The following is a 19,699-nucleotide window of genomic DNA, read 5'->3' as shown; positions in this document are numbered from 1 at the left end:
GCATGTGGCGGATGCGAGTGGTCCACACGACCGGATATGTGTACGACGCCCCGGTGACCCGGTCGTTCAACGAGGCGCGCCTGACCCCGCGCGCCGACAGCCGGCAGACCGTGATCCTCAACCGGGTCGAGACGGTACCCGCGACCCGCGCCTATCGCTACGCCGATTATTGGGGCACCCAGGTCACCGCCTTCGACCTGCACGCCCCGCACACCGAACTGGAGGTGACCGGCGCGTCGGTGGTGGAGACCGAACCCGACGGTGGCCCCACCGAGGAACTTGCCTGGGAGAAGTTGCAGACCGAGGAGATCATCGATCGCTTCGACGAACTCCTGGAACCCACCGAATACGTCCCGCGTGATCGGCGGCTGGCCACCGTCGCCCGGCAACTCTCCCGCAGCGTGCCGCCGGCGAAGGCCGTGGTGCGCGCGGCCGAATGGGTGCACAGCGAGATGGATTACCTCGCCGGCACCACCTCGGTGCACACCTCCGCGGTGCAGGCCTTCGCCGAACGCCAGGGCGTCTGCCAGGACTACGCGCACCTCACCCTGGTCCTGTTGCGCGCCATGGGAATTCCGAGCCGCTACGTCTCCGGCTACCTGCACCCGCAGCCGTCGGCGGCGATCGGCGAGTCCGTCGCCGGCCAGTCGCACGCCTGGGTGGAGGCATGGACCGGCGGCTGGTGGGGCTACGACCCCACCAACAACATCCCGATCAACGAACAGCACGTCTCGGTCGGAGTCGGCCGCGACTACGCCGACGTGACCCCGCTGAAGGGCATCTTCTCCGGTGACGGCTCCACCGACCTGGAGGTGGTCGTGGAGGTCACCCGCCTGGCGTGAACCGCGGCGGGTCCGGTCGTACCGTCGCCGAGCGGTGCAGCGTCCGGATCCAGCGCCGGGTGTCGGCGGGATCGATGACCGCGTCGAGTTCGAGAACCGTTGCCGCGGTGAGGGCCTTGCCGTTGTCGTAGGCCAGCCGGACCAGATTGTCGAACGCCTGCTGACGCTCGCCGGGATCGTCGATCGCCGCGAGTTCCTTCGAGAAACCCAGGCGGACCGCGCCTTCCAGGCCCATGCCGCCGATTTCGCCGGTGGGCCAGGCGATCACGAAATCCGGTGCGCGGAAGGAACCGGCCGCCATGGCCTGTGCGCCCAGCCCGTACCCCTTGCGCACGACGATCGTGCCGAACGGCACGTCCAGTGCGGCCGCGTCGATGAACAACCGGCTGAACCGGGTGACGGTCGCCTGTTCCTCGGCCTCCGGCCCGACCATGAAACCCGGTGTGTCACAGAACGAGACGATCGGCAGCCGGTGCGCCCCGCACAGTCGGAGGAACGCCCCGAGTTTGTCGGCGGCCGGCGCGTCGATGGCGCCGCCGAGATGCCGGCAGTCGTTGGCGATCAGCCCGAATGCCCGGCCCTCCACCCGCACCAGGGCGGTGACCACCCCGGCGCCCCAGTCCCGGCGCAACTCCAGCATCGAATCCACGTCGACGACGGATTCGATCGCGGCGCGAATATCGTAGGCGCGCAGCCGATTCTCCGGCACGGCGTGCCGAGCCGACCGGGGGTCCGGTGCGGTCCACTTCTCGGTGGTTCCCTGGAAGTAGGCGAGGTACCGCCGGGCGATCGCCACCGCCTCGGCCTCGTCGGCGGCGACGATGTGCACGACCCCGTTGCGGCGCTGCACCGCCACGGGCCCGATCTGCTCGGGCGTGTACACCCCCAGCCCGCCGCCCTCGATCATCGCCGGGCCGCCCATGCCGATGTTCGCGTCCGGGGTGGCGATCACGACGTCGCACATGCCCAGCAGCGCCGCGTTCCCGGCGAAGCATCGCCCGGACACGATGCCGATCAACGGAACTCGGCCCGACAGTGCCGCCATGGCGCGGAACGTGGTGACGTCGAGCATAGAGATGCCGCCGTGGTCGGTATCCCCCGGTCGGCCACCGCCGCCCTCGGTGCAGAACACCACCGGAATTCCCTGCTCGTGCGCGAGTTCCAGCATGCGATCGGTCTTGCCGTGGTTACGCATGCCCTGGGTCCCGGCCAGCACGGTGTAGTCATAGGACATCACCACGGCCCGGGTCCGATCGGCGCCGAACCGATCGGCGTTGATCGTCGCGACACCCGCGACCAGACCGTCCGCGGGCGTGTTGGCGATCAGATCCTCCACACTGCGGCGGGCCTTCTGCGCCGCGATGGCGAGTCCGCCGTACTCCACGAAACTGTCCGGGTCGACCAGGTCGGCGATGTTCTCGCGGGCGGTCCGCCGGCCCAGCCGGTGCCGCTTGGCCACCGCCTCGGGGCGGGCCGCGTCGAGAGTGGCGGCGTTGCGGGCCAGCACCTCGGCCAGGTCCGGTCGTATCTCATCCAGGTCGACGGCGGCGATTTCGGCGGTTTCGCCGTCGTGTTCCGCCGCGGCCCAGACGAGCAGCGCCGTCCGCGCATCGACCACATCCCCCGGTTCGGCGGCGTGCCGCACCACCCGCATCGGCTGCTCGGCCCGCACCACGTGCTGCATCTTCATCGCCTCCAGCACCACGACCTCGGCCCCAGCCGCCACCACGGTCCCGGGCGCCGCCAGGGTGACTACCGTGGCGCCCATCGGGGACCGCAGCACCGCTTCACCGTCGAGCAGGTCGCCGTCGTCGGCGCCGACTCGCCTCCCGGCCGTACCACCGTGACTCGCCACAGCACCACCATCGTTCGTCGCGGCGCCGCCCTGGTTCGATGCCACGCCGCGTTGCCTGGCCGCACCATCGTCGTTCGCCGTGACACCACCGCCGTTCGCGGCCGTACGGCTTGCCGCCGCAGCGGTGTCGGCCTTCGCGTCGACGCCCTCATGGGTCGTCGACTGCGCCGCGGCGTCCTCCCGGACGTATTCGTCTGCGAGGCCCGTCAATTCGCCGAGGTGGCGCTCGAACCAGGTGGTGTCGACGGGGCGGGTCCCGGCCATTTCGGCCAGGACTGCCCGCAACAGCGCGGCATTGGTCCGGACGCCGGCCACCTCGAGTTCGGAGAGTGCGTCGGCACATCGTTGCAGGGCCGACCGGTAGGACGGTCCGCGCGCGATCACCTTGGCCAGCAACGGATCGAACTGTGCCGTCTGCCGCATCCCGGTCCGGGCCGCCGTGTCGACCCGGACCCCGACGCCGGTCGGGGCCGAGAACCGTTCCAGCACACCGGTGCTCGGTAGCAGCGTGCCGTCCGCGGCGCGGGTCTCGGCGTTGACCCGGGCCTGCACCGCGCAGCCCCGCGGCACGATGCCCGCGTGCAGCGCCGGATCGAGTTCGGTGAGCACCCGCCCCTCGGCCAGATCCAGTTGCACGGCAACCAGATCCACCCCGGTGACCTCCTCGGTGACGGTGTGCTCCACCTGGAGCCGTGGATTCACCTCGAGAAAATGGAAACCCGCAGCGGTGACCAGGAATTCGACGGTCACGACGCCGCGGCAGTGCACCGACCGGGCCAGCGCGACGGCGGCATGATGCAGCCCGGCCCGCATCTCCGGATCCAGATCCGGCGCCGGCGCCACCTCGATCAGCTTCTGATTGCGCCGCTGCACACTGCAATCGCGATCACCGAGCGCCACCGCGTCGGTGCCGTCGGCGACGATCTGCACCTCGATGTGGCGGGCGCCGGTCACCAGCGCCTCGGCGTACACGGTGTCGTCGCCGAAGCCGGCCCGCGCCTCGGCCCGGCATCGCTCGTACACCTCCGCGACCTGCCCCGGCTCGTGCACCGGCCGCATCCCGCGCCCACCACCCCCGGCGACGGCCTTGACCATCACACCGGCGGGATGGGCACCGAGCAGCGCGGCGATCTCCTCCGGCCCGGCGCCCGCGGCCGTCGCCGGTACGACGGGAACCCCGGCCCGTTCGGCAGCGCTCCGGGCGGCCACCTTGTCCCCGAAGATTCGCAGCGCCGTCGGCGCGGGCCCGACGAACACCAGTCCGGCCGCCGCGCATGCCTCGGCCAATTCCGCACTCTCACTGAGGAATCCGTAGCCGGGATGGACGAAGGCGCCGGCACCCGCCGACGCGGCGGCCGCCACCACCGCGGCCACATCCAGGTACGCGGCCGCGCCCCGGCCCGGCAGTTGCACCGCCTCGTCCGCCAGCCGCACGGGCAGGCTCCCGGCCTCGTCCCCGGTGTGCAAAACCAGCGTCGACCAGCCCCGCTCCCGGGCGGTCCGCAACACTCGGACCGCCACCTCACCCCGATTGGCCACCACAACACGCATGCCCTCAGCTTCGCATCCGAACCGGACATCCGGCGTCGAGGCTCCCCTCACGTCGCGGCCGCGCTCTCCCCGGGCACGCCCGATGTCCACTACCTACCTTAGGTATCTATTTTTCGGCCGCGGGCCCGTGTGGGTGGCCGATCGGGGCTCCAACTAAAATATACCTAACTTAGGTAGCCAACTGAGGTGGGTGAATGACCAGCGGCAACGAGGCACTGAAAGGGCTACTGCCCCGGATGGCACAGCTCAGCAGCACCCTGAGCCGGGGGCAACTGTTCGAGACCGCGACGGCCACGGCCGGAATCACGCTGGAGCGACCGGCGATCACCATCCTGGTGATCCTCGAGTCGGCGGAGGGCCCGATGCGCGTCGGTGAGATCGCCACGAGGATGCAGGTCGCCGGGCCGCATGTCACCCGACAGCTGAACGCGCTGGAGAAGCGCCGTCTGGTGCGTCGCGTCCCCGATCCCGATGATCAGCGCGCCCGCCTGATCACCGTCACCCCCGAGGGCGAGAAGCTGGTGGGCCGCTATCTGCGCGTCATCGACGGCTGGTTCGACGCGGCCCTGACCGACTGGCCGGACAGCGATCAGCGGGCACTGGTCCGCCTCCTCGGCCGCTTCGTCGACGACCTGTCCACCCATCTGATCACCATCGACAGCGCTCCCGCCGACGACTGATCCGGCTGGCCACCGCTGGACCCTGCCGCACCGGTCACCTGTGGCAGGAGCGCTACCGACCACACCAGCGCCGCACGGCATTCGATCACGGTCCGAGGCCGCGGCCGCCCGTAGACCAATGCCCGGCACTCGCCACGGACGACGCCACCCCCTTCCGGCGACACGCCTACGGCATTCCGATCCGAATGTTCTTGACCTGTTGAAACTCCCGGAGGCCTTCGAGTCCACCGGCTCGGCCGGTGCCGCTCTGTTTGTATCCGCCGTAGGGGCTCTGCGGGGAGATGTCGCTGTTGCGGTTGATCCAGACCGAGCCGGATTCGAGCTGCCGCGCGATGCGGTGGGCTTTGGTCAGGTCGGTGGTCTGGACGAAAGCGTTGAGGCCGAAGGTGGTGTCGTTGGCGATGGCGACCGCCTCGGCCTCGTCGGTGAACCGCATGACCGACACCACGGGACCGAAGGTTTCGTGCTGCGCGAGCGGGGAGCGGTTGTCGACATCGGCGAACACCGTGGGTTCGAGGTAGTACCCGGCCGCGAGGTCACCGCCGAGGCGGTTGCCACCGGTCACGAGCTCGCCCATCCGATCGGCTACCGCACGATCGATGACCTGCAGGATCCGGTCGGTGGCGGCCTGGCTGACGACCGGTCCCACCAGGTTGGCGGGATCGAAGGGATCGCCGACCGGTGCGGAGGTGACGACGGCGAGGAATTTCGCCATGAATTCGTCGTAGACGGGCGCCTCGACGAGGATCCGGCTGCCACAGGCACAGCTCTGCCCGGCCTGGCCGAGCGGGCCCTGGAACGCGGCCAGACGGGCGGCCGCGTCGAGATCCGCGTCGGCGAACACGATATTCGCCGATTTACCACCGAGTTCGGTGGCCACCGGGGTGAGATTCGCCGCGGCAGTGGTGATGATCGCGCGCGCGGTGTGGCCGCCGCCGGTGAAGTGGATCTTGCGGACCCCGGGGTGCCGGACGAGCGCGGCTCCGCCCTCGGGCCCCGACGGCACCACGTTGACCAGGCCGGCCGGCATGCCCACCCGCAGGCACAGTTCGCCGAATCGCAACGGCGTGAACGGGGAGATCTCGGAAGGCTTGAGCACCACCGCGTTTCCCGCCGCGAGCGCCGCCGCGACGTTGAGTCCGATGACGACCAGCGGGCCGTTCCACGGGGCGATGATGCCGACCACCCCGTAGGGTTCGTGCTCGATCAGATTGACATCGAACTTGTTCGACACCGGTGTGCTGGTGCCGGTGTCCTTGTCGATGTAGCCGGCGTAGTAGCGGATGAATCCCTCGGCCAGCGCGGCGTGACCGGGGCTCATGACGATCGGCACCGCGAAGTCGTGGACATTCAGCCGACCGAGACGCTCGATGTCGTCCCGCATGGCATCGGCGAGCGCGATCATCAGGTCGCGGCGGCGTTCCGGGGTATGGGAGATCCATTCGCGGTGCGCCCGCCAGGCGGATCGCACCGCGGCGTCGATCTCGGCGTCACCGGCCAGTTCGACGGTGGCGTTGGGCCGCCCGTCGGCCGGATAGATATGGTCGTAGGTGCCGCCCGAGGAGCCGGTCACCCATTCGCCGCCGATGAGCAGGCCGGTGGGCAGGACGTCGGTAGCGGCCGGAGATGATGTGCCGGTCATGGTCACCGCACCATGAAGCCGGCGTCGAGCGGCCATTCGATACCGGTGATGAACTTCGCCTCGTCGGAGACGAGGTAGGCGACGGCGTTGGCGACATCCTCCACCTCGAGCATCGGGATCGGCAGCGCGTTCTGCATTCCGGAGATCGAGTTCTGTCCGCCCGCGGCGGCCTGTTCCATCAGCGCGCGCATGGCATCGTTCTGGGTCATCCCGCTGGCGACGCCGGTCGGATGGATGGTGTTCACCCGAATCCATTCGGGCGCAAGGTATCCCGCGAGCCCCTGCATCAGACCGACCACTCCGCGCTTCGCTGCGGCGTAGGCGTTGCCACTGGCGAGCACCGACGGCGACGCCTTCAGCCCGGCGGTGGAACTGGTGATGACGATGGAACCGCCGCGACCACCCGCCCGCAGTTCGGGCAACGCGGCCCGCACGGTGTGGTAGACCCCGGACAGATTAGTGTCGATGACATCCTTCCAGTCGGCGAGGAAATCCGCCGACTCCGTCCCCATCCGGATGATGCCGGCATTGGCGATGACGATGTCGACCCGGCCGAACTCCTCGTAACCCGCCTCGAACGCGGCCCGCAGCCCGTGATAATCGCGGACGTCCGCCTTGCGCGCGACCATCTTCCGCCCTTGCGCCGCAACCAGTTCCGCGGTCTCGGCCAGATCCGCCTCGGTCGCGTTGGGGTAGGTCATCGAGTCGATGTCCGCGCAGATGTCGATCCCGATGATGTCGACGCCCTCGCGGGCCAGCCGTACCGCGTGCGCGCGACCCTGGCCGCGTCCGGCGCCGGTGATGAACGCGACGCGTCCTTCGAGTCCTGCCATGGGGTGCTCTCTTCCCGGATGCCCGGGTGCCGACCGCGATCGCGATTCACCCGGTTACTTAATTCTAATGTGACCGACCGAACTCTAAGTCATACGACTTAGCGCTGTCCAGAGTGGTTTGATGAAGAACATGACCGAGTCGGTGGCCTCCATCGGCCGTTCCGCCAAACAGCAGCTGATCCTCACCGCGGAACGGCTCTACGCCCGGCACGGCCTCGACGGCGTGCCGTTGCGGCAGATCAGCAGCGAGGCCGGGATGGCCAACAAATCGGCCGTCCAGTACCACTTCGGGTCCAAGCCGGGCCTCATCGACGCGATCCTGGTCAATCGCGTCGAAGGTCTGACCCACCGCCGCTCCCTGCTGGAAGCCCGGCTCCCGCCGGGAGATCTGCGCCGCGTCATCGAGGCGCACCAGCTGCCGCTGATCGAACTAGGTGAGGACGAGGACTGCCATTACCTGCCCTTCCTCGAACAACTCGTCCAGGAGATGCATCCGCTCGACAACCTGCCGGAGACCCACCGCGCATCCGAGCGCGCCTACTACGCCCGGGTGGGCGCCCTCATCACCGACGTGCCACAACCGTTGCGAGACATCCGAATCCACCAGGCCTCATCGACCTGCCTGCACGTCTGCGCGGATCGCCACCGTATGCGCGCGCTGGGCATGACGGTCACCCCGTTCGCCCTGCACGTAAGCCAACTGCTCGATTCCCTGGTCGCCCAGCTGTCCGCTCCCCCGTCTGACGAAACACTGGCCACCCTGCGATCCGTGCCAACCGACCGGCCCACCCTCCGCGCCCTCCCCTGAATCGCACCGAGTCGACACCACACTCGCCCGCCGCCGATCGGCACCCGCCCGACTCGCTATACCGCGCCCGCTCAACCGAAGGCACACCGTGCGCGGCCTGTCGGAGGGCGGCACCGGCCGCGTCCGAGTCACCCGCCCGGGTCGCGATCGGGGGCGTGCGTCATCGGTGCCCGGTGGCTCAGCCGGATGAGCAGCGCCACGAGCGCGGTGGCAACGATGGCCACCGTGACACCACCCCGCACCCCGTCCGGGACGGACAGCGAAACTCCCAGCGACGCACCGTGTTCGGAGACCGACAGCAACCATCGCAGCGGCAGGATCGTCAGCCGGAGCAGGAGGTCGGCCAGTGGCGGGTAGATACCGGCGGTCACGGCGGCCAGCGTGCCCAGGATGGTGATCGGGGCGACGACCGGTTCGACCAGGACGTTCACCAGAACGGCGAGCAGACCGACGTGACCGGTGAGCGCCGCCAGCAGCGGGGTGGTGACGAGGAAGGCCGCCGTGGCGACCGCGAAGGCCTCGGCCAGGCGGTGCGGCCAGCCGTGCCGTTCCAGCCATTGTGACCAGGCGGGCGACAACACGATCAGGGCCGCAGTGGCCAGCACGGACAGCGCGAATCCGACGTCCAGGGCGAGCCCCGGACGGTAGGCGATCAGGCCGATGACCGCGGCACACAGGGCCGGCAGTGCCTGCTTCCGCCGCCCCAGCGCGGTGGCGAGGACGGCGATCGCACCCATCAGCGCCGCACGGAGCACCGAGGGCGACGGCCGGGCCAGGATCACGAACGCCAGCAGCGCGGCGGCCGAGAGGACGAGTCCCAGCCGCCGGTCGACGCTGAGCCGGTCCACCGACCTCGACACCGCCATCAGAATGATCGTGACGTTGGTGCCGGATACCGCGACCAGATGCGTCAGGTCGGTCTCCCGGAAGTTTTCCCGCACGCGATCCGGCAATCGGGAGATGTCCCCGTCCACCAGCCCCGGCAACAGGCCCGCGGCATCGCCGGGCAGCGCGCGTGCCGCCGAGGCCGCGAGCCGGCCGCGGATCACGCCCGCCACCCGCTGCCACCAGGGTGCGGGACCGACGGCAGCGGGCGGACCCTGCGCGCGCAACACCGCCACGGTCAGGTCGTGCCGCCACGGATTGTCCAGGCGGGCACGGAATTTCACCTGCTGACCCGGCAACAGGGCCGACCAGCCCGCGGCCGGCGCCAGCACGAGCACCGCGCCGCCGGCCCGCACCGAATCCGGACCGGCCCGGTATTCGCGCAATTCGGCCTGGATCATCCACTGCCGCGGGCCGAAAGGTCTGGCGGGCAACGGCTTCGGATCGTCTGCCGGAACGGCGACCACGGTGAGCGAGGTGCCCGCGGCGAGGTGCCGGAGCGGGTGCGCCGCGACCCGGGCCTCGTGCCAGGCGCCGACCACCGCGAAACCCGCCGCGGTCAGCACCGATGCCAGCAGGACGGAGGCGACCGCACACCGCCGACCGTGGCGATACCGCCATCCGGCCACGACGACGGCCGTCGTCGCCAGGCCGGCCGCCAGTAGCAGACCCGAATGCGCACCCGCCACGATCGCGGTCAGAGTGGCGGTCCAGCACGCGATCGCCGGCAGTACCAGGCGTGCGTCCAGCGGTGGCGGTGTGATCGGCTCGCGGTCACTCGCGCCGGAGGGGCCGGGTGTCATAGTGTTCTCCTCCTGTCGCCACACCGGTTCACACCGTGACGAGCGCACGCAGGCGCTCCAACTTCGACGGACCGATACCGGTCACCTCCGCGAGCTGATCGACAGTGCTGAACCGGCCGTGCTCGATGCGCCACGTGAGGATCGCGCGAGCGGTGGCGGGACCCACCCCCGGCAGATCGTCGAGGTCGGCCTCGGTCGCGGAGTTGAGATCGATACGCACCGGCGGAGCGGCCGTTCCGGCCCGACCGGGCCCGCGGTCCGGCCCGGACTGCGAAAGGCCGGGCAGCACCACACTGCCGAGCCGTGGTTGCCCGGGATGCGCGCCGGGAACGCCGACCACCACCTGATCGCCGTCGGTCAGGCGTTGCGCGAGATTCAGAGTCGCCAGGTCGGCGCCTTCCTTCGCGACGGCCGCCGACACCGCATCGGCGACCCGCGAACCGGACGGCATGTGCAACAGGCCCGGATGTTCGACCTGCCCGACCACGCTCACCACCAGCTCCACTGCCTGGGTGCGGGGCGGGGCCGAGGTCGTCGCGACGACGGAAGCCACCGCCACCGCCGGCTCCGCCGTGGCGACCGGCAGCATACGGGCCGCCGGCAGCGGCGGAACCGGTTGCGTCACCGGCACTTCCGATTGTGTGGACGCGACCGCCACCACCAGTGCGGCCACCGCGAACGCTCCCAGTACCAGCACGCCGCGGCGGCCCGGATCCACCCGGATCCCCTGGAACCGTTCGGGAATCAGCCGCCGATGCCACATCGACACGCTGCCGACCGGCTCGCTGAGCCACGGCGGGTTTCGCGGGCCCCCGGCCTCGTCCCACCGCTCCTCGTCCGGGTCCGTAGTGGCTTCCGCGGCGTCGAATTCGATCCGATCCCAGCGACCGCCCGGCACGGCCCGCGGACCGGAACCGAACTTCGCGGCGTCCAGCGCCCCCAGCCGTTCCCGTACCCGCCTGCGTTCGTCTTCTCGCCCCATGCCCGTCACCGTAGGCGGCCGGCACCTACCGCCCCCGGTCCCGACCAGGCGATTCAGGTCGCCTGTGGACAGATCCCGCGCTGTGGACAACCCACCGGGCCGACAGCCGCGGGTTCAGTCACAGCCGCCGGGCACCACCAGTACGCCGACCGCGCCGGCGCCGAGGTGGACCGCGAGGCTGGGCCCGAATTCGGCCGTGATCAGTTCACGGATGCCCGGCAGGAGTTCCATGAGACGGGTGACGATGGTCTCCGCGGCCTCGGGCGCGCCGAGATGCTGAACGGCGACGGCGGCGCCCTCCGCACCGGCCGCATCCACCGCCGCCGCAACGAGTTTCGCGTACGCCTTGGAACGGGTCCGGGCCTTCTCCCGAAGCTCCAACCGGCCGTCGACCAGTTGCAGCAGGGGTTTGGTCACCAATTCGGTGCCGAAGAAGGCGGCGGCGGTGCTCAAGCGGCCGCCGCGGCGCAGTTGCTCGGTCCGGTTCACCATGATGAAGGCGCGGCCCCGAGCCGCTGCCGACTCCGCGGCCGCGAAAACCCTGTCCAGCGAACCACCTTCGCGGGCCTGCCGCGCCGCCGCGAGCACCGCGAGCCCGGTGCCCAGCCCGGCGCTCAGTGAATCGACCAGGCGCACACGATCATCGGCGCCCAGCTCCGCGATCGCCTGCCGACCGGCCTCCCAGGTCGCGGACAATTGGCGCGAAAGGTGTACGGCCACAACACCGTCACTGCCACTGAGCGACAGCGCTCGGCGATAGGCGGCACACAGTTCGCCCGGCGAGGGGGCCGAGGTCGTCACCGTCGTGGACGAGTAGTCGATCTCGTCCCCATCGGTCACCTCCCGGCCGTCCACCAGTACGTGCAACGGCACGACCACGATGCCGAGCTCGTCGCTCAACTCGACGGGCAGGCTCGCGGACGAATCCGTCACCACCACGACCGACACGCCTATCCGACCCTCCGCACGAGCTCTCCCGAGGAACGTCCCCGCACGCCGCGTGCACCGCTCGCGAGCAACGACCCGTTCGGAATATCCCGCGCCGCCCATCGCCACCGGCTGCTCGAACCGTGGCGCTCGGACCCGAATGCCGGGACGCCGTGGGCACATTCCGCTCCGGCCCACACCTCTCGGCTGCGCACGCCGTACCCGTCGGACGCCGGAGCCGAGCCGCCGTGCGCACGCTCCGCTGCCGACCCCGGCCCGATCATGCCGGATCCTCGGTGGCGCACACCTCCGACAGCACCTTCACCATGGCGCGGGCGACGGCGGCGTGACCTTCCCAGCCCCAGTGGATCCCGTCCGGATTGCCCTCGCCGGCGAAGATGTGGTCGCGCACGGCCTCGCCCAGATCGACCAGCGGCACACCGGTTTTCGCGGACCATTCGGTGACCGCGCGCACCGCGGGCTCGCGGCCGGCGTGCACCCGCCCGTAGGCGTCACAGATGTGTACCGACGGCAGCACACCCACCACGGGCAGCTCCGGCCGCAACTGTTCGAGCGCCTGCCTGCACTGTTCCAGGTACTCGACACTGACCCGCGCCGGCAGCGCCACCGGACGGCCCAGTTTCGACAGCCGAGGCTGCAACCACTGGTAGCCACCTCGGACCACCCGGCGCAACCCCGGCGGCCGCACATATCGGATCATTTCCCGCAGCGCCGTCGGCAGCGGGGAGGGCAGGGAATCCATACCGCCGGTGGCGAACACCACCGCGCCCGCGCGCGGCACCGACGCCCACACCCGGGGATCGCCGATCAACGCCCAGTACGCGTCGCGACAGGTCCAGCCCACCCGGCCCACCAGCTCGACATCCCAATCGAGCTCGGCGGCAACCAGATTCGGCCAGATCCGGCTGTGATCGGCGGGAAGTCCGCCCTTGGGACCGTAATACGACAGCGAATCGGCGATCACCACGAGCACCGGCCGCCCGGAATCCTCGGCATCGCCGGGGATCTCACTCGCCACCGCGGGCACCGGCTCGTCGCCGAAAACCGCGCAATCGCTACCGATCACCGAATCTGTCACCGCCGCAGCGGTTTCGCTCCCGGCGGGCGCGCTGTCACCGCGTGTCGCCGAGGAGGGCACGGAGCCGGGAACCACGTCGCCGGACCCGGCCACGGCCGTTTCGCTCTCGTCGGGCAGATCGCTGTCGGCCGGTTCCGGCGCCGGACTCGGAGCGGTCACCGCCGCATCGGCATTCGCCGTTGCCGGATCGGCAGGTTCCCCGACGGGTGCTGCGATTCCGTCGGCGGCCGAGGCAGCTTCCAGCGGCTCGGCACGGTGCTCATCCGGCATGCGAGCGTCATCCTTCCCGGTCACATCGTCGGGCTCGGATTCTTCCGCACCCCGGGCCGGGCCGACGTCCACGCCACTGTGCTCGGCGAGGGCGGTCACCGGTGAATCGTGCTCTCCGGCAGCAGCTTCCAACTGGGTACCGGTGCCGACAGGTCCCGCGGCATCGACGCGCTGCGCCGCGGTGTCCACGTCGAGCGGATCCGGTGGGCGTACCGAACCTTCGCCGGAAGAACCGACGCCACCCCCGCCGGCCGTCGTGCCGTCGGGGGTGTCGGCGGCGACCGGCACGGTCGCCGCGTCGGCAGCGGAATCGGCTGCCGGGCTGGAAATTTCGCCGGCCCCCGCGACGGGGGCCGTGGGTAACGCGGATAAGTCGTCGTCCGCGTCGGGCGGACCGGCCCCGGCCGTGTCGCCGCCGACCTCGTCCCGGCCGGCCACCGCGGTGCCGGAATCCCGGTGCCGCGCAACGGTCTCCGCCGCCGGGCCGCCGAACAGCAGGTCCGGCAGTTGCCGGATCCGGCCGCTGGAGGCCCTGCGCAGCAATTCGTCGGAGACCGCACCCGGGTCGCCATCGGGCCGATCCGCCGGGCGCGCAACCGTTGCCGGTGCGGGTCCGCCGAACAGCGCGTCCGGGAGGCGCCGTACCGGCCCCTCGGACGCCTTGCGGATCAGTTCATCGGTCACCTGCCGGACCGGTTCGTCCCGGTCGTCGGAAGACAGGTTCTCAGAGGACATCAGGAGCTACCTTCGCCGCCGCGTTCCAAACATCGAGCCGCCACCCGGGCTGCTCCATGCTGGGACCGTGGCTGCTCAGTTGCACCCAACTGGTATTGGCCAGTCCACCGAAGATCGGCCAGTGTTCTCGGGGCAGGTCGAGCAGCGCAGCGGTCAGCGCTGCGATCAGCCCGCCGTGCGCGACGAGGATGATGGTACGGCCGGGCCAGTCGGTGCGCTCGGCAAACAGCTCGTTCACCACCGGCAGGGCGCGGGCGCCCACCTCGAGCTTGCTCTCCCCTCCCGGCGGGGTGAAGCCGGCGTCCATCCGCCAGGTCAGCCGGGCGCCCGGATACCGCGCGTCGACTTCGTGGTGGGTGAGGCCCTCCCACTCGCCGAGGCTGGTCTCGCGTAGTCGAGGGTCGCGCACCACATCCAGCGAGGTGTGGTCGGCCAGCGCCACCGCGGTGTCGTAGGCGCGGCGCAGATCCGAGGCGACGATCGCGATCGCGTCGTGGGACAGCAGCTCCCGGGCGGCGTCCTTGGCCTGCCCGCGACCCACCTCGCTGAGGTCGGTGTCGATCTGTCCCTGCATGCGGTCGGAGGCGTTCCATTCGGTCTGACCGTGCCGGAGCAGGATCAGCCGGCGCACGTGGGCATGCCGGCTGGCGCGGCGAGCGAGGCCGATCTCGGGCGACTCGTCGTCGTACTGTGAAGGGGCCGTCCCCTCGTCGGGAACCAGATTCACGCGGTCTCTCCGGCACCGTCCGCCGGCCGCGGGCCGCCGACACCCTCCACCTCGACCACCGGGCAGTCCTTCCACAGTCGTTCCAGCGCATAGAAATTGCGCTCGTCGCTGTGCTGGACGTGCACGACGACCTCGACGTAGTCGAGCAGCACCCAGCGCCCTTCGCGGGTGCCCTCGCGCCGGACCGGCTTGTGCCCGGCCAGCCGCAGCTTCTCCTCGACGCTGTCGACGATCGCGTTGACCTGCCGCTCGTTGGGGGCCGAGGCGATCACGAAGCAGTCCGTGATCACCAGCTGCTCGGAGACGTCGAGCACCACCACGTCGACCGCCAGCTTCTCGTCGGCCGCCCGGGCGGCGACCCGTGCCATCTCGACCGCATTGGCAGTAGCCGTCATGCGGTACCCCGACTTCGCGCCCGACCTCTCATGCCTGTGCCACCTTCCCGTTCCCTCCCGGCACGTAGAGGTGCCGCTTCGATATGTACTGCACGACGCCGTCCGGAACGAGATACCACACCGGCCGCCCCTCGGCGGCGCGACGCCGGCATTCGCTCGACGAGATCGCCAGAGCCGGGATCTCGATGACGGTGAGCGCATCCGGTGGGCCGTCCCGCAGATGCTGCTCCAATTGATCGATATTCAGTTCGTATCCCGGACGGCTCACGCCGACGAATTTCGCCAGCTCGAACAATTCCGCCCAATCCTGCCATGTCAGGATGTTCGCGAGCGCGTCCGCACCCGTGATGAAGTACAAGTCGGCATCGGAATACTGTCGTTGCAGGTCACGCAGGGTATCGACGGTGTAGGTGAGGGTACCGCGATCGATGTCGACCCGGCTGACCGAGAACCGCGGGTTGGAGGCGGTGGCGATCACGGTCATCAGATAGCGGTCCTCCGCGGCACTGACCTGTTTCGCGGTCTTCTGCCACGGTTGCCCGGTGGGGACGAAGATCACCTCGTCCAGATCGAACCGATTGGCGACCTCACTCGCCGCGACCAGGTGGCCGTGGTGGATCGGGTCGAAGGTTCCGCCCATCACGCCCAGTTTGCGGCGGCCTGTCTCTTGCACAACCGCCGAGCTTACTGGCCGGGCCATCCGCACTCCGGTCCGCCCGAGCGCACAACACGCCGCGTCACTGTCGGGCCGTCGTCAGACCGGGAGCAGGCGGCTCACCACGGAGGTGAGCTGCCGGGCGGACCGGCACTCGTGCATCTCGATCACCCGGGCGTACCGCTTCGCCGCGGAATCCCCGGTGCCCCACATCTTCTCGGCCTCCGGATTGAGCCAGTAGGCGTGTTTGGCGGTGTCGACGAGCTGTTCGAGGGTGCCCAGCGCGGGATCGCGGTAATTGGTGCGGGCGTCGCCGAGGATCAACAGCGAACTGCGGCTGGTCACGGCCTCGGGGAAATCCGCCGCGAACCCCTTCAGCGCGCTGCCGTAGTCGGAATGCCCCTCGATCCCCACCACGTTGGTCTCGGTGAAGATGCGCCTGGTCACCTGGTCCAGCGGGGTGCTCTGATCGAACAGATGCGTGACCTCGTCCACCCGGTCCACGAACGCGAAGATCCGCACCCGGGAGAATTGCTCCCGCAGCGAGTCGACCAGCAGCATGGTGAAGCTGGAGAAACCGGCCACCGACCCGGAGATGTCGCACAGCAGCACCAGGTCCGGGCGGCCCGGCCGTGGCTTGCGGGTGGCCAGCGTGATCGGGACCCCGCCGGTGGACATCGACTTGCGCAGGGTCTTGCGCAGATCGATCTCGCCGCGCCGGGACCGGCGCCGGCGGGCGGCCAATCGCGAGGCCAGAATCCGGGCGAGCCGTTGACCGCTGCGGCGCAGCTCGGCCAGCTCGGATTCCGAAATACGAAGGAAGTCGGCATCTTCCGCCTGCCGCTGCACACCGTACGACGAAACCCGTTCCCGCCCCAGGCGTTCCGCGACGCGACGCCGGGTCTCTGCCTCGACGGTGCTGCGGAAATCCCGCACCCGCTCCCGCGCGGCCCGGCGGGCGACCTCGGTGTCGAAATCCGAATCGTCCATGCCCGCAGCGAGTCCCGCGAGGATCTTGCTGATCAGCACCTCGGGCTGGACGTCCTTCAGGGTCTGGTAGGCGGAGAACGACGGGCCCTTCAGCGAGTCGTAGCGGCCCATCTGCTCGACCATCTGCGCAGCCAGCGCCTGCAACTGCCGCTGCTGTTCCGGGGTCGGGTCGGCGGCGAGCAGTTCGGCGAGCATCCGGCGCAGCGCCTGGATGTCGACCGAACCGTCGGCGCCGCGCGGCAGCTCCACGTCCAGGGCGTCGGTGCGCTCACCGAGCGCCACGGGGAACCACAGATCGAAGAGGTCGTCGAAGGTGGCCCGCTGCGACGGCCGGCGCAGCAGCGAGCAGGCCAGCCCCTCGCGCAACATCTCGCGATCCATCAGGTCGAGCACCGTGAGCACCTGGCCGGCGTCGACCGTTTCCGAAGGGCCCACCGGAATTCCCTTGGCGCGCATCGCCTCCACGAACCCGATCAGATGACCGGGCAGCCCGTGCTCGGGCGGGTTCAGCACGGTGTCGGTGGCGTTCGGCAGCGCCACGGGCCGGGGCTTGCCGCCGACCATCAGGCCAGCTTCAGCTCGGACAGCGCGCGCTGGTGGTCGCTCTGGTGTTTCAGCACGACGCCGAGGGTGGCACGCACGGTCTTGTCGTCGAGGTCCTTCAGCCCGAGCGCGAGCAGGGTGTGACCCCAGTCGATGGATTCGGCGACCGAGGGCAGCTTCTTCAGCTGCATCCCGCGCAACACGTGCACGATCCGCACCAGTTGCGCCGCCACGGCCGGTTGCAGCTCCGGCACCCGGCTGGCCAGGATGCGCCGCTCGAGTTCCTCGTCCGGGAAGTCGATGTAGAGGTATAGGCAGCGTCGCTTGAGCGCCTCGGACAGCTCGCGGGTGGCGTTGGAGGTGAGCACGACGAACGGCCGCCGCGTGGCGGTGATCGTGCCCAGCTCGGGCACGGTGACCGCGAAGTCGCTGAGCACCTCGAGCATCAGGCCCTCGATCTCGACGTCCGCCTTGTCGGCCTCGTCGATGAGTAGCACCGTCGGGTCGGCCCGCCGGATCGCGGTCAGCAGCGGCCGCGACAGCAGGAACTCCTCGCTGAAGACGTCGGACTTCGTCTCCTCCCAGCCGTTCTCGCTGGACGCCTGGATACGCAGAATCTGCTTGGCGTGGTTCCACTCGTAGAGGGCCCGCGCCTCATCGATGCCCTCGTAGCACTGCAGACGTACCAGTTCGGCGCCCGCGACCTGGGACACCGCGCGCGACAGCTCGGTCTTGCCGACGCCGGCCGGTCCCTCGATCAGCAACGGCTTGCCCAGCCGGTCGGCCAGGAACACCGAGGTCGCCGTCGCCTTGTCGGCCAGATATCCGGTCGTCGCCAAGCGGTCGATCACGTCGTCGACCGAGGTGAAAATCGGCTCGTGCACTGCGCTTCGCACCGTCACGGTCCTCCTCCGGAGTGAGCGATCACCCACTCCCTACAGCTGCCGGCCAGCAGGCCGTTGGGCACACGCGGGTATGCGCCGTAAGAACTCCACTTTCGAAGTTACACACCCACCCGGTCGCCGAGATACCCGGTGTGACGGCGAGCACTCGCGCTCCCGCCCCTGGCGCCCGTGCCGCGTCAGACTGGACGGGTCTGACCGTCTCCCCAGACGATCCACTTCGTGGAAGTCAGTTCCGGCAGCGCCATCGGGCCCCGGGCGTGCAGCTTCTGCGTGGAGATGCCGATCTCGGCGCCGAAACCGAACTGCTCACCGTCGGTGAAGGCGGTCGAGGCGTTGACCATCACGGCCGCCGCGTCGACGCGGGCGGTGAATTCGCGCGCCGCCCGCAGGTCGCCGGTGACGATGGCCTCGGTGTGCCCGGTGCCCCACCGGTCGATGTGCTCGACGGCGGCGTCCAGATCGTCGACGACCTTCAGGGCGATGTCCAGCGAGAGGTATTCGTCGGCCCAGTCCTCGTCGGTGGCCGGTACCAGTCCCGGCAGATCGCCGTGGACGGTGACTCCGGCGGCTTCCAGCGCGCCGATCAGCCGCGGCACCGCGACCTCCGCGACGGCCCGATCGATGAGCACCGTCTCGGCGGTGTTGCAGACGCTCGGGCGGCGGGTCTTCGAGTTGACAAGGATGGACTCGGCCATGTCGAGGTCGGCGGCGGCGTGCACGTAGACGTGGCAGTTGCCGGTGCCGGTCTCGATGGTGGGCACCTGCGCATCGCGGACGACCGCGTTGATCAGCCCGGCGCCGCCGCGCGGGATCACCACGTCGACCAGGCCACGGGCCTGGATGAGATGGGTGACGCTGGAGCGGTCCGCGCTGGGCAGCAGCTGTACCGCGTCCTCGGGCAGGCCCTGCTCCGCCAGCGCCTCGCGCAGCACCGCGACCAGCGCGGCATTGGACCGGGCGGCCGACGACGAACCGCGCAGCAGCGCCGCGTTACCCGACTTCAGCGCCAGGCCGAACGCGTCGACCGTGACATTGGGGCGGGCCTCGTACACCATGCCGACCACGCCCAGCGGTACCCGGACCTGCTTGATCTCCAGGCCGTTCGGCAGCGCGGACCCCCGCACCACCACGCCGACCGGATCGGGCAGGCCCGCGACCTGCCGCAGACCGGAGGCGATGCCGTCGATCCGGGCCTCGGTGAGCCGCAGCCGGTCGAGCAGCGGCTCGGCCGTGCCGCCGGCCTTCGCGATCTCGATGTCCTCCGCGTTGGCGGCGAGGACCCGGTCCTTGGCGGCGAGCAGGGCATCGGCGGCGGCGTGCAGCGCGGTGTCCTTCACCTGGGTGGTCAGCTGGGCGAGCGTGCGCGACGCCACCCGGGCGCGCCGCGCCGCGTCGTGCACCACCGCGCGGACGTCCCGGTCCGATTCGGTGGCAGTGGGAGCAGTCATGTCCCCCAGCCTACTGACCGCTCCCACCACCGCGAAGGGCGCGGGCGCAGCCGCACTCCTTCCTCGAGATTGCAGGTGTTTTCGCACCCGCTACCGCCGGAAGATTGTGCGAATTCCGAAAGGG

The 19,699-nt window shown here is 70.1% G+C and carries 16 protein-coding genes; 3 read left to right on the top strand and 13 right to left on the bottom strand.

Annotation, left to right across the window (positions count from 1 at the left end):
• The first annotated feature begins 2 nt into the window (after positions 1–2).
• Positions 3–842 (top strand): transglutaminase family protein, encoded by an 840-nt coding sequence (locus NRB56_RS10535; RefSeq protein WP_194290800.1) that lies wholly within the window; start codon positions 3–5, stop codon positions 840–842.
• On the opposite strand, the gene NRB56_RS10530 is transcribed toward NRB56_RS10535, so the two are convergent.
• Positions 826–4,248, bottom strand: a complete 3,423-nt coding sequence (locus tag NRB56_RS10530; protein ID WP_153340860.1) for a carboxyl transferase domain-containing protein — start codon at positions 4,246–4,248, stop codon at positions 826–828. The genes NRB56_RS10535 and NRB56_RS10530 overlap by 17 nt on opposite strands.
• A gap of 194 nt (positions 4,249–4,442) precedes the next feature.
• Between NRB56_RS10530 and NRB56_RS10525 the strand changes: the two genes are divergently transcribed.
• Positions 4,443–4,928 carry a MarR family winged helix-turn-helix transcriptional regulator gene (locus tag NRB56_RS10525; protein WP_153340858.1) on the top strand — a complete coding sequence of 162 codons (486 nt, stop codon included), beginning with the start codon at positions 4,443–4,445 and terminating at the stop codon, positions 4,926–4,928.
• Between the two features lie 166 nt (positions 4,929–5,094).
• On the opposite strand, the gene NRB56_RS10520 is transcribed toward NRB56_RS10525, so the two are convergent.
• Positions 5,095–6,570: an aldehyde dehydrogenase family protein gene (locus NRB56_RS10520; RefSeq protein ID WP_153340856.1), complete on the bottom strand. Its 1,476-nt coding sequence runs from the start codon at positions 6,568–6,570 to the stop codon at positions 5,095–5,097.
• Between the two features lie 2 nt (positions 6,571–6,572).
• On the bottom strand, positions 6,573–7,403 hold the full coding sequence (locus NRB56_RS10515; protein ID WP_153340854.1) for a mycofactocin-coupled SDR family oxidoreductase: 831 nt from the start codon (positions 7,401–7,403) through the stop codon (positions 6,573–6,575).
• A gap of 121 nt (positions 7,404–7,524) precedes the next feature.
• Here NRB56_RS10515 and NRB56_RS10510 point away from each other — a divergent pair, with 121 nt between their 5' ends.
• Positions 7,525–8,211, top strand: a complete 687-nt coding sequence (locus NRB56_RS10510; RefSeq protein ID WP_227837473.1) for a TetR/AcrR family transcriptional regulator — start codon at positions 7,525–7,527, stop codon at positions 8,209–8,211.
• A gap of 128 nt (positions 8,212–8,339) precedes the next feature.
• Here the strand turns inward: NRB56_RS10510 and NRB56_RS10505 are convergent, their stop codons facing one another.
• The 10 genes from NRB56_RS10505 to NRB56_RS10460 all read right to left on the bottom strand — a co-directional run bounded on the left by NRB56_RS10505 (position 8,340) and on the right by NRB56_RS10460 (position 19,575).
• Positions 8,340–9,899: a ComEC/Rec2 family competence protein gene (locus NRB56_RS10505; RefSeq protein WP_153340852.1), complete on the bottom strand. Its 1,560-nt coding sequence runs from the start codon at positions 9,897–9,899 to the stop codon at positions 8,340–8,342.
• 28 nt (positions 9,900–9,927) lie between these two features.
• The gene (locus NRB56_RS10500) at positions 9,928–10,881 is read right to left on the bottom strand and encodes a ComEA family DNA-binding protein (RefSeq protein WP_194290799.1); all 954 of its coding nucleotides are present in this window, start codon (positions 10,879–10,881) and stop codon (positions 9,928–9,930) included.
• Between the two features lie 114 nt (positions 10,882–10,995).
• Positions 10,996–11,829: a DegV family protein gene (locus NRB56_RS10495; RefSeq protein WP_319942807.1), complete on the bottom strand. Its 834-nt coding sequence runs from the start codon at positions 11,827–11,829 to the stop codon at positions 10,996–10,998.
• A gap of 259 nt (positions 11,830–12,088) precedes the next feature.
• A complete protein-coding gene (gene octT / locus NRB56_RS40085) occupies positions 12,089–12,835 on the bottom strand; it encodes a diglucosylglycerate octanoyltransferase (protein ID WP_406603466.1) in 747 nt (248 codons plus the stop codon).
• 1,066 nt (positions 12,836–13,901) lie between these two features.
• Positions 13,902–14,579, bottom strand: coding sequence for a histidine phosphatase family protein (locus tag NRB56_RS10485; RefSeq protein ID WP_319942870.1), 678 nt, complete (start codon positions 14,577–14,579; stop codon positions 13,902–13,904).
• A 56-nt stretch (positions 14,580–14,635) separates the two neighbouring features.
• The gene (gene rsfS, locus NRB56_RS10480; RefSeq protein ID WP_153340850.1) at positions 14,636–15,034 is read right to left on the bottom strand and encodes a ribosome silencing factor; all 399 of its coding nucleotides are present in this window, start codon (positions 15,032–15,034) and stop codon (positions 14,636–14,638) included.
• A gap of 28 nt (positions 15,035–15,062) precedes the next feature.
• Complete coding sequence (gene nadD, locus NRB56_RS10475; RefSeq protein ID WP_153340848.1) at positions 15,063–15,734, bottom strand: nicotinate-nucleotide adenylyltransferase; 672 nt, start codon at positions 15,732–15,734, stop codon at positions 15,063–15,065.
• Positions 15,735–15,788: 54 nt separating this feature from the next.
• A complete protein-coding gene (locus NRB56_RS10470; RefSeq protein WP_227837540.1) occupies positions 15,789–17,135 on the bottom strand; it encodes a vWA domain-containing protein in 1,347 nt (448 codons plus the stop codon).
• 107 nt (positions 17,136–17,242) lie between these two features.
• Positions 17,243–18,124 carry an AAA family ATPase gene (locus tag NRB56_RS10465; protein WP_319942806.1) on the bottom strand — a complete coding sequence of 294 codons (882 nt, stop codon included), beginning with the start codon at positions 18,122–18,124 and terminating at the stop codon, positions 17,243–17,245.
• A 179-nt stretch (positions 18,125–18,303) separates the two neighbouring features.
• A complete protein-coding gene (locus NRB56_RS10460; RefSeq protein WP_153340846.1) occupies positions 18,304–19,575 on the bottom strand; it encodes a glutamate-5-semialdehyde dehydrogenase in 1,272 nt (423 codons plus the stop codon).
• Positions 19,576–19,699 lie beyond the last annotated feature (124 nt).

It is taken from the genome of Nocardia aurantia, assembly GCF_009604425.1.
GTDB classification, from domain to species: domain Bacteria; phylum Actinomycetota; class Actinomycetes; order Mycobacteriales; family Mycobacteriaceae; genus Nocardia; species Nocardia aurantia.
This window is presented reverse-complemented; position numbering and strand designations above follow the sequence as displayed.

Excerpts from the sequence above, each read along its gene's own strand:
- rsfS (WP_153340850.1), bottom strand. The coding sequence starts at position 15,034 with ATGACGGCTACTGCCAATGCGGTCGAGATGGCACGGGTCGCCGCCCGG.
- NRB56_RS10520 (WP_153340856.1), bottom strand. The coding sequence starts at position 6,570 with ATGACCGGCACATCATCTCCGGCCGCTACCGACGTCCTGCCCACCGGC.
- NRB56_RS10525 (WP_153340858.1), top strand. The coding sequence starts at position 4,443 with ATGACCAGCGGCAACGAGGCACTGAAAGGGCTACTGCCCCGGATGGCA.
- NRB56_RS10530 (WP_153340860.1), bottom strand. The coding sequence starts at position 4,248 with ATGCGTGTTGTGGTGGCCAATCGGGGTGAGGTGGCGGTCCGAGTGTTG.
- NRB56_RS10515 (WP_153340854.1), bottom strand. The coding sequence starts at position 7,403 with ATGGCAGGACTCGAAGGACGCGTCGCGTTCATCACCGGCGCCGGACGC.
- NRB56_RS10460 (WP_153340846.1), bottom strand. The coding sequence starts at position 19,575 with ATGACTGCTCCCACTGCCACCGAATCGGACCGGGACGTCCGCGCGGTG.
- NRB56_RS10510 (WP_227837473.1), top strand. The coding sequence starts at position 7,525 with ATGAAGAACATGACCGAGTCGGTGGCCTCCATCGGCCGTTCCGCCAAA.
- NRB56_RS10535 (WP_194290800.1), top strand. The coding sequence starts at position 3 with ATGTGGCGGATGCGAGTGGTCCACACGACCGGATATGTGTACGACGCC.
- nadD (WP_153340848.1), bottom strand. The coding sequence starts at position 15,734 with ATGGCCCGGCCAGTAAGCTCGGCGGTTGTGCAAGAGACAGGCCGCCGC.
- NRB56_RS10470 (WP_227837540.1), bottom strand. The coding sequence starts at position 17,135 with ATGCGCGCCAAGGGAATTCCGGTGGGCCCTTCGGAAACGGTCGACGCC.
- NRB56_RS10505 (WP_153340852.1), bottom strand. The coding sequence starts at position 9,899 with ATGACACCCGGCCCCTCCGGCGCGAGTGACCGCGAGCCGATCACACCG.
- NRB56_RS10500 (WP_194290799.1), bottom strand. The coding sequence starts at position 10,881 with ATGGGGCGAGAAGACGAACGCAGGCGGGTACGGGAACGGCTGGGGGCG.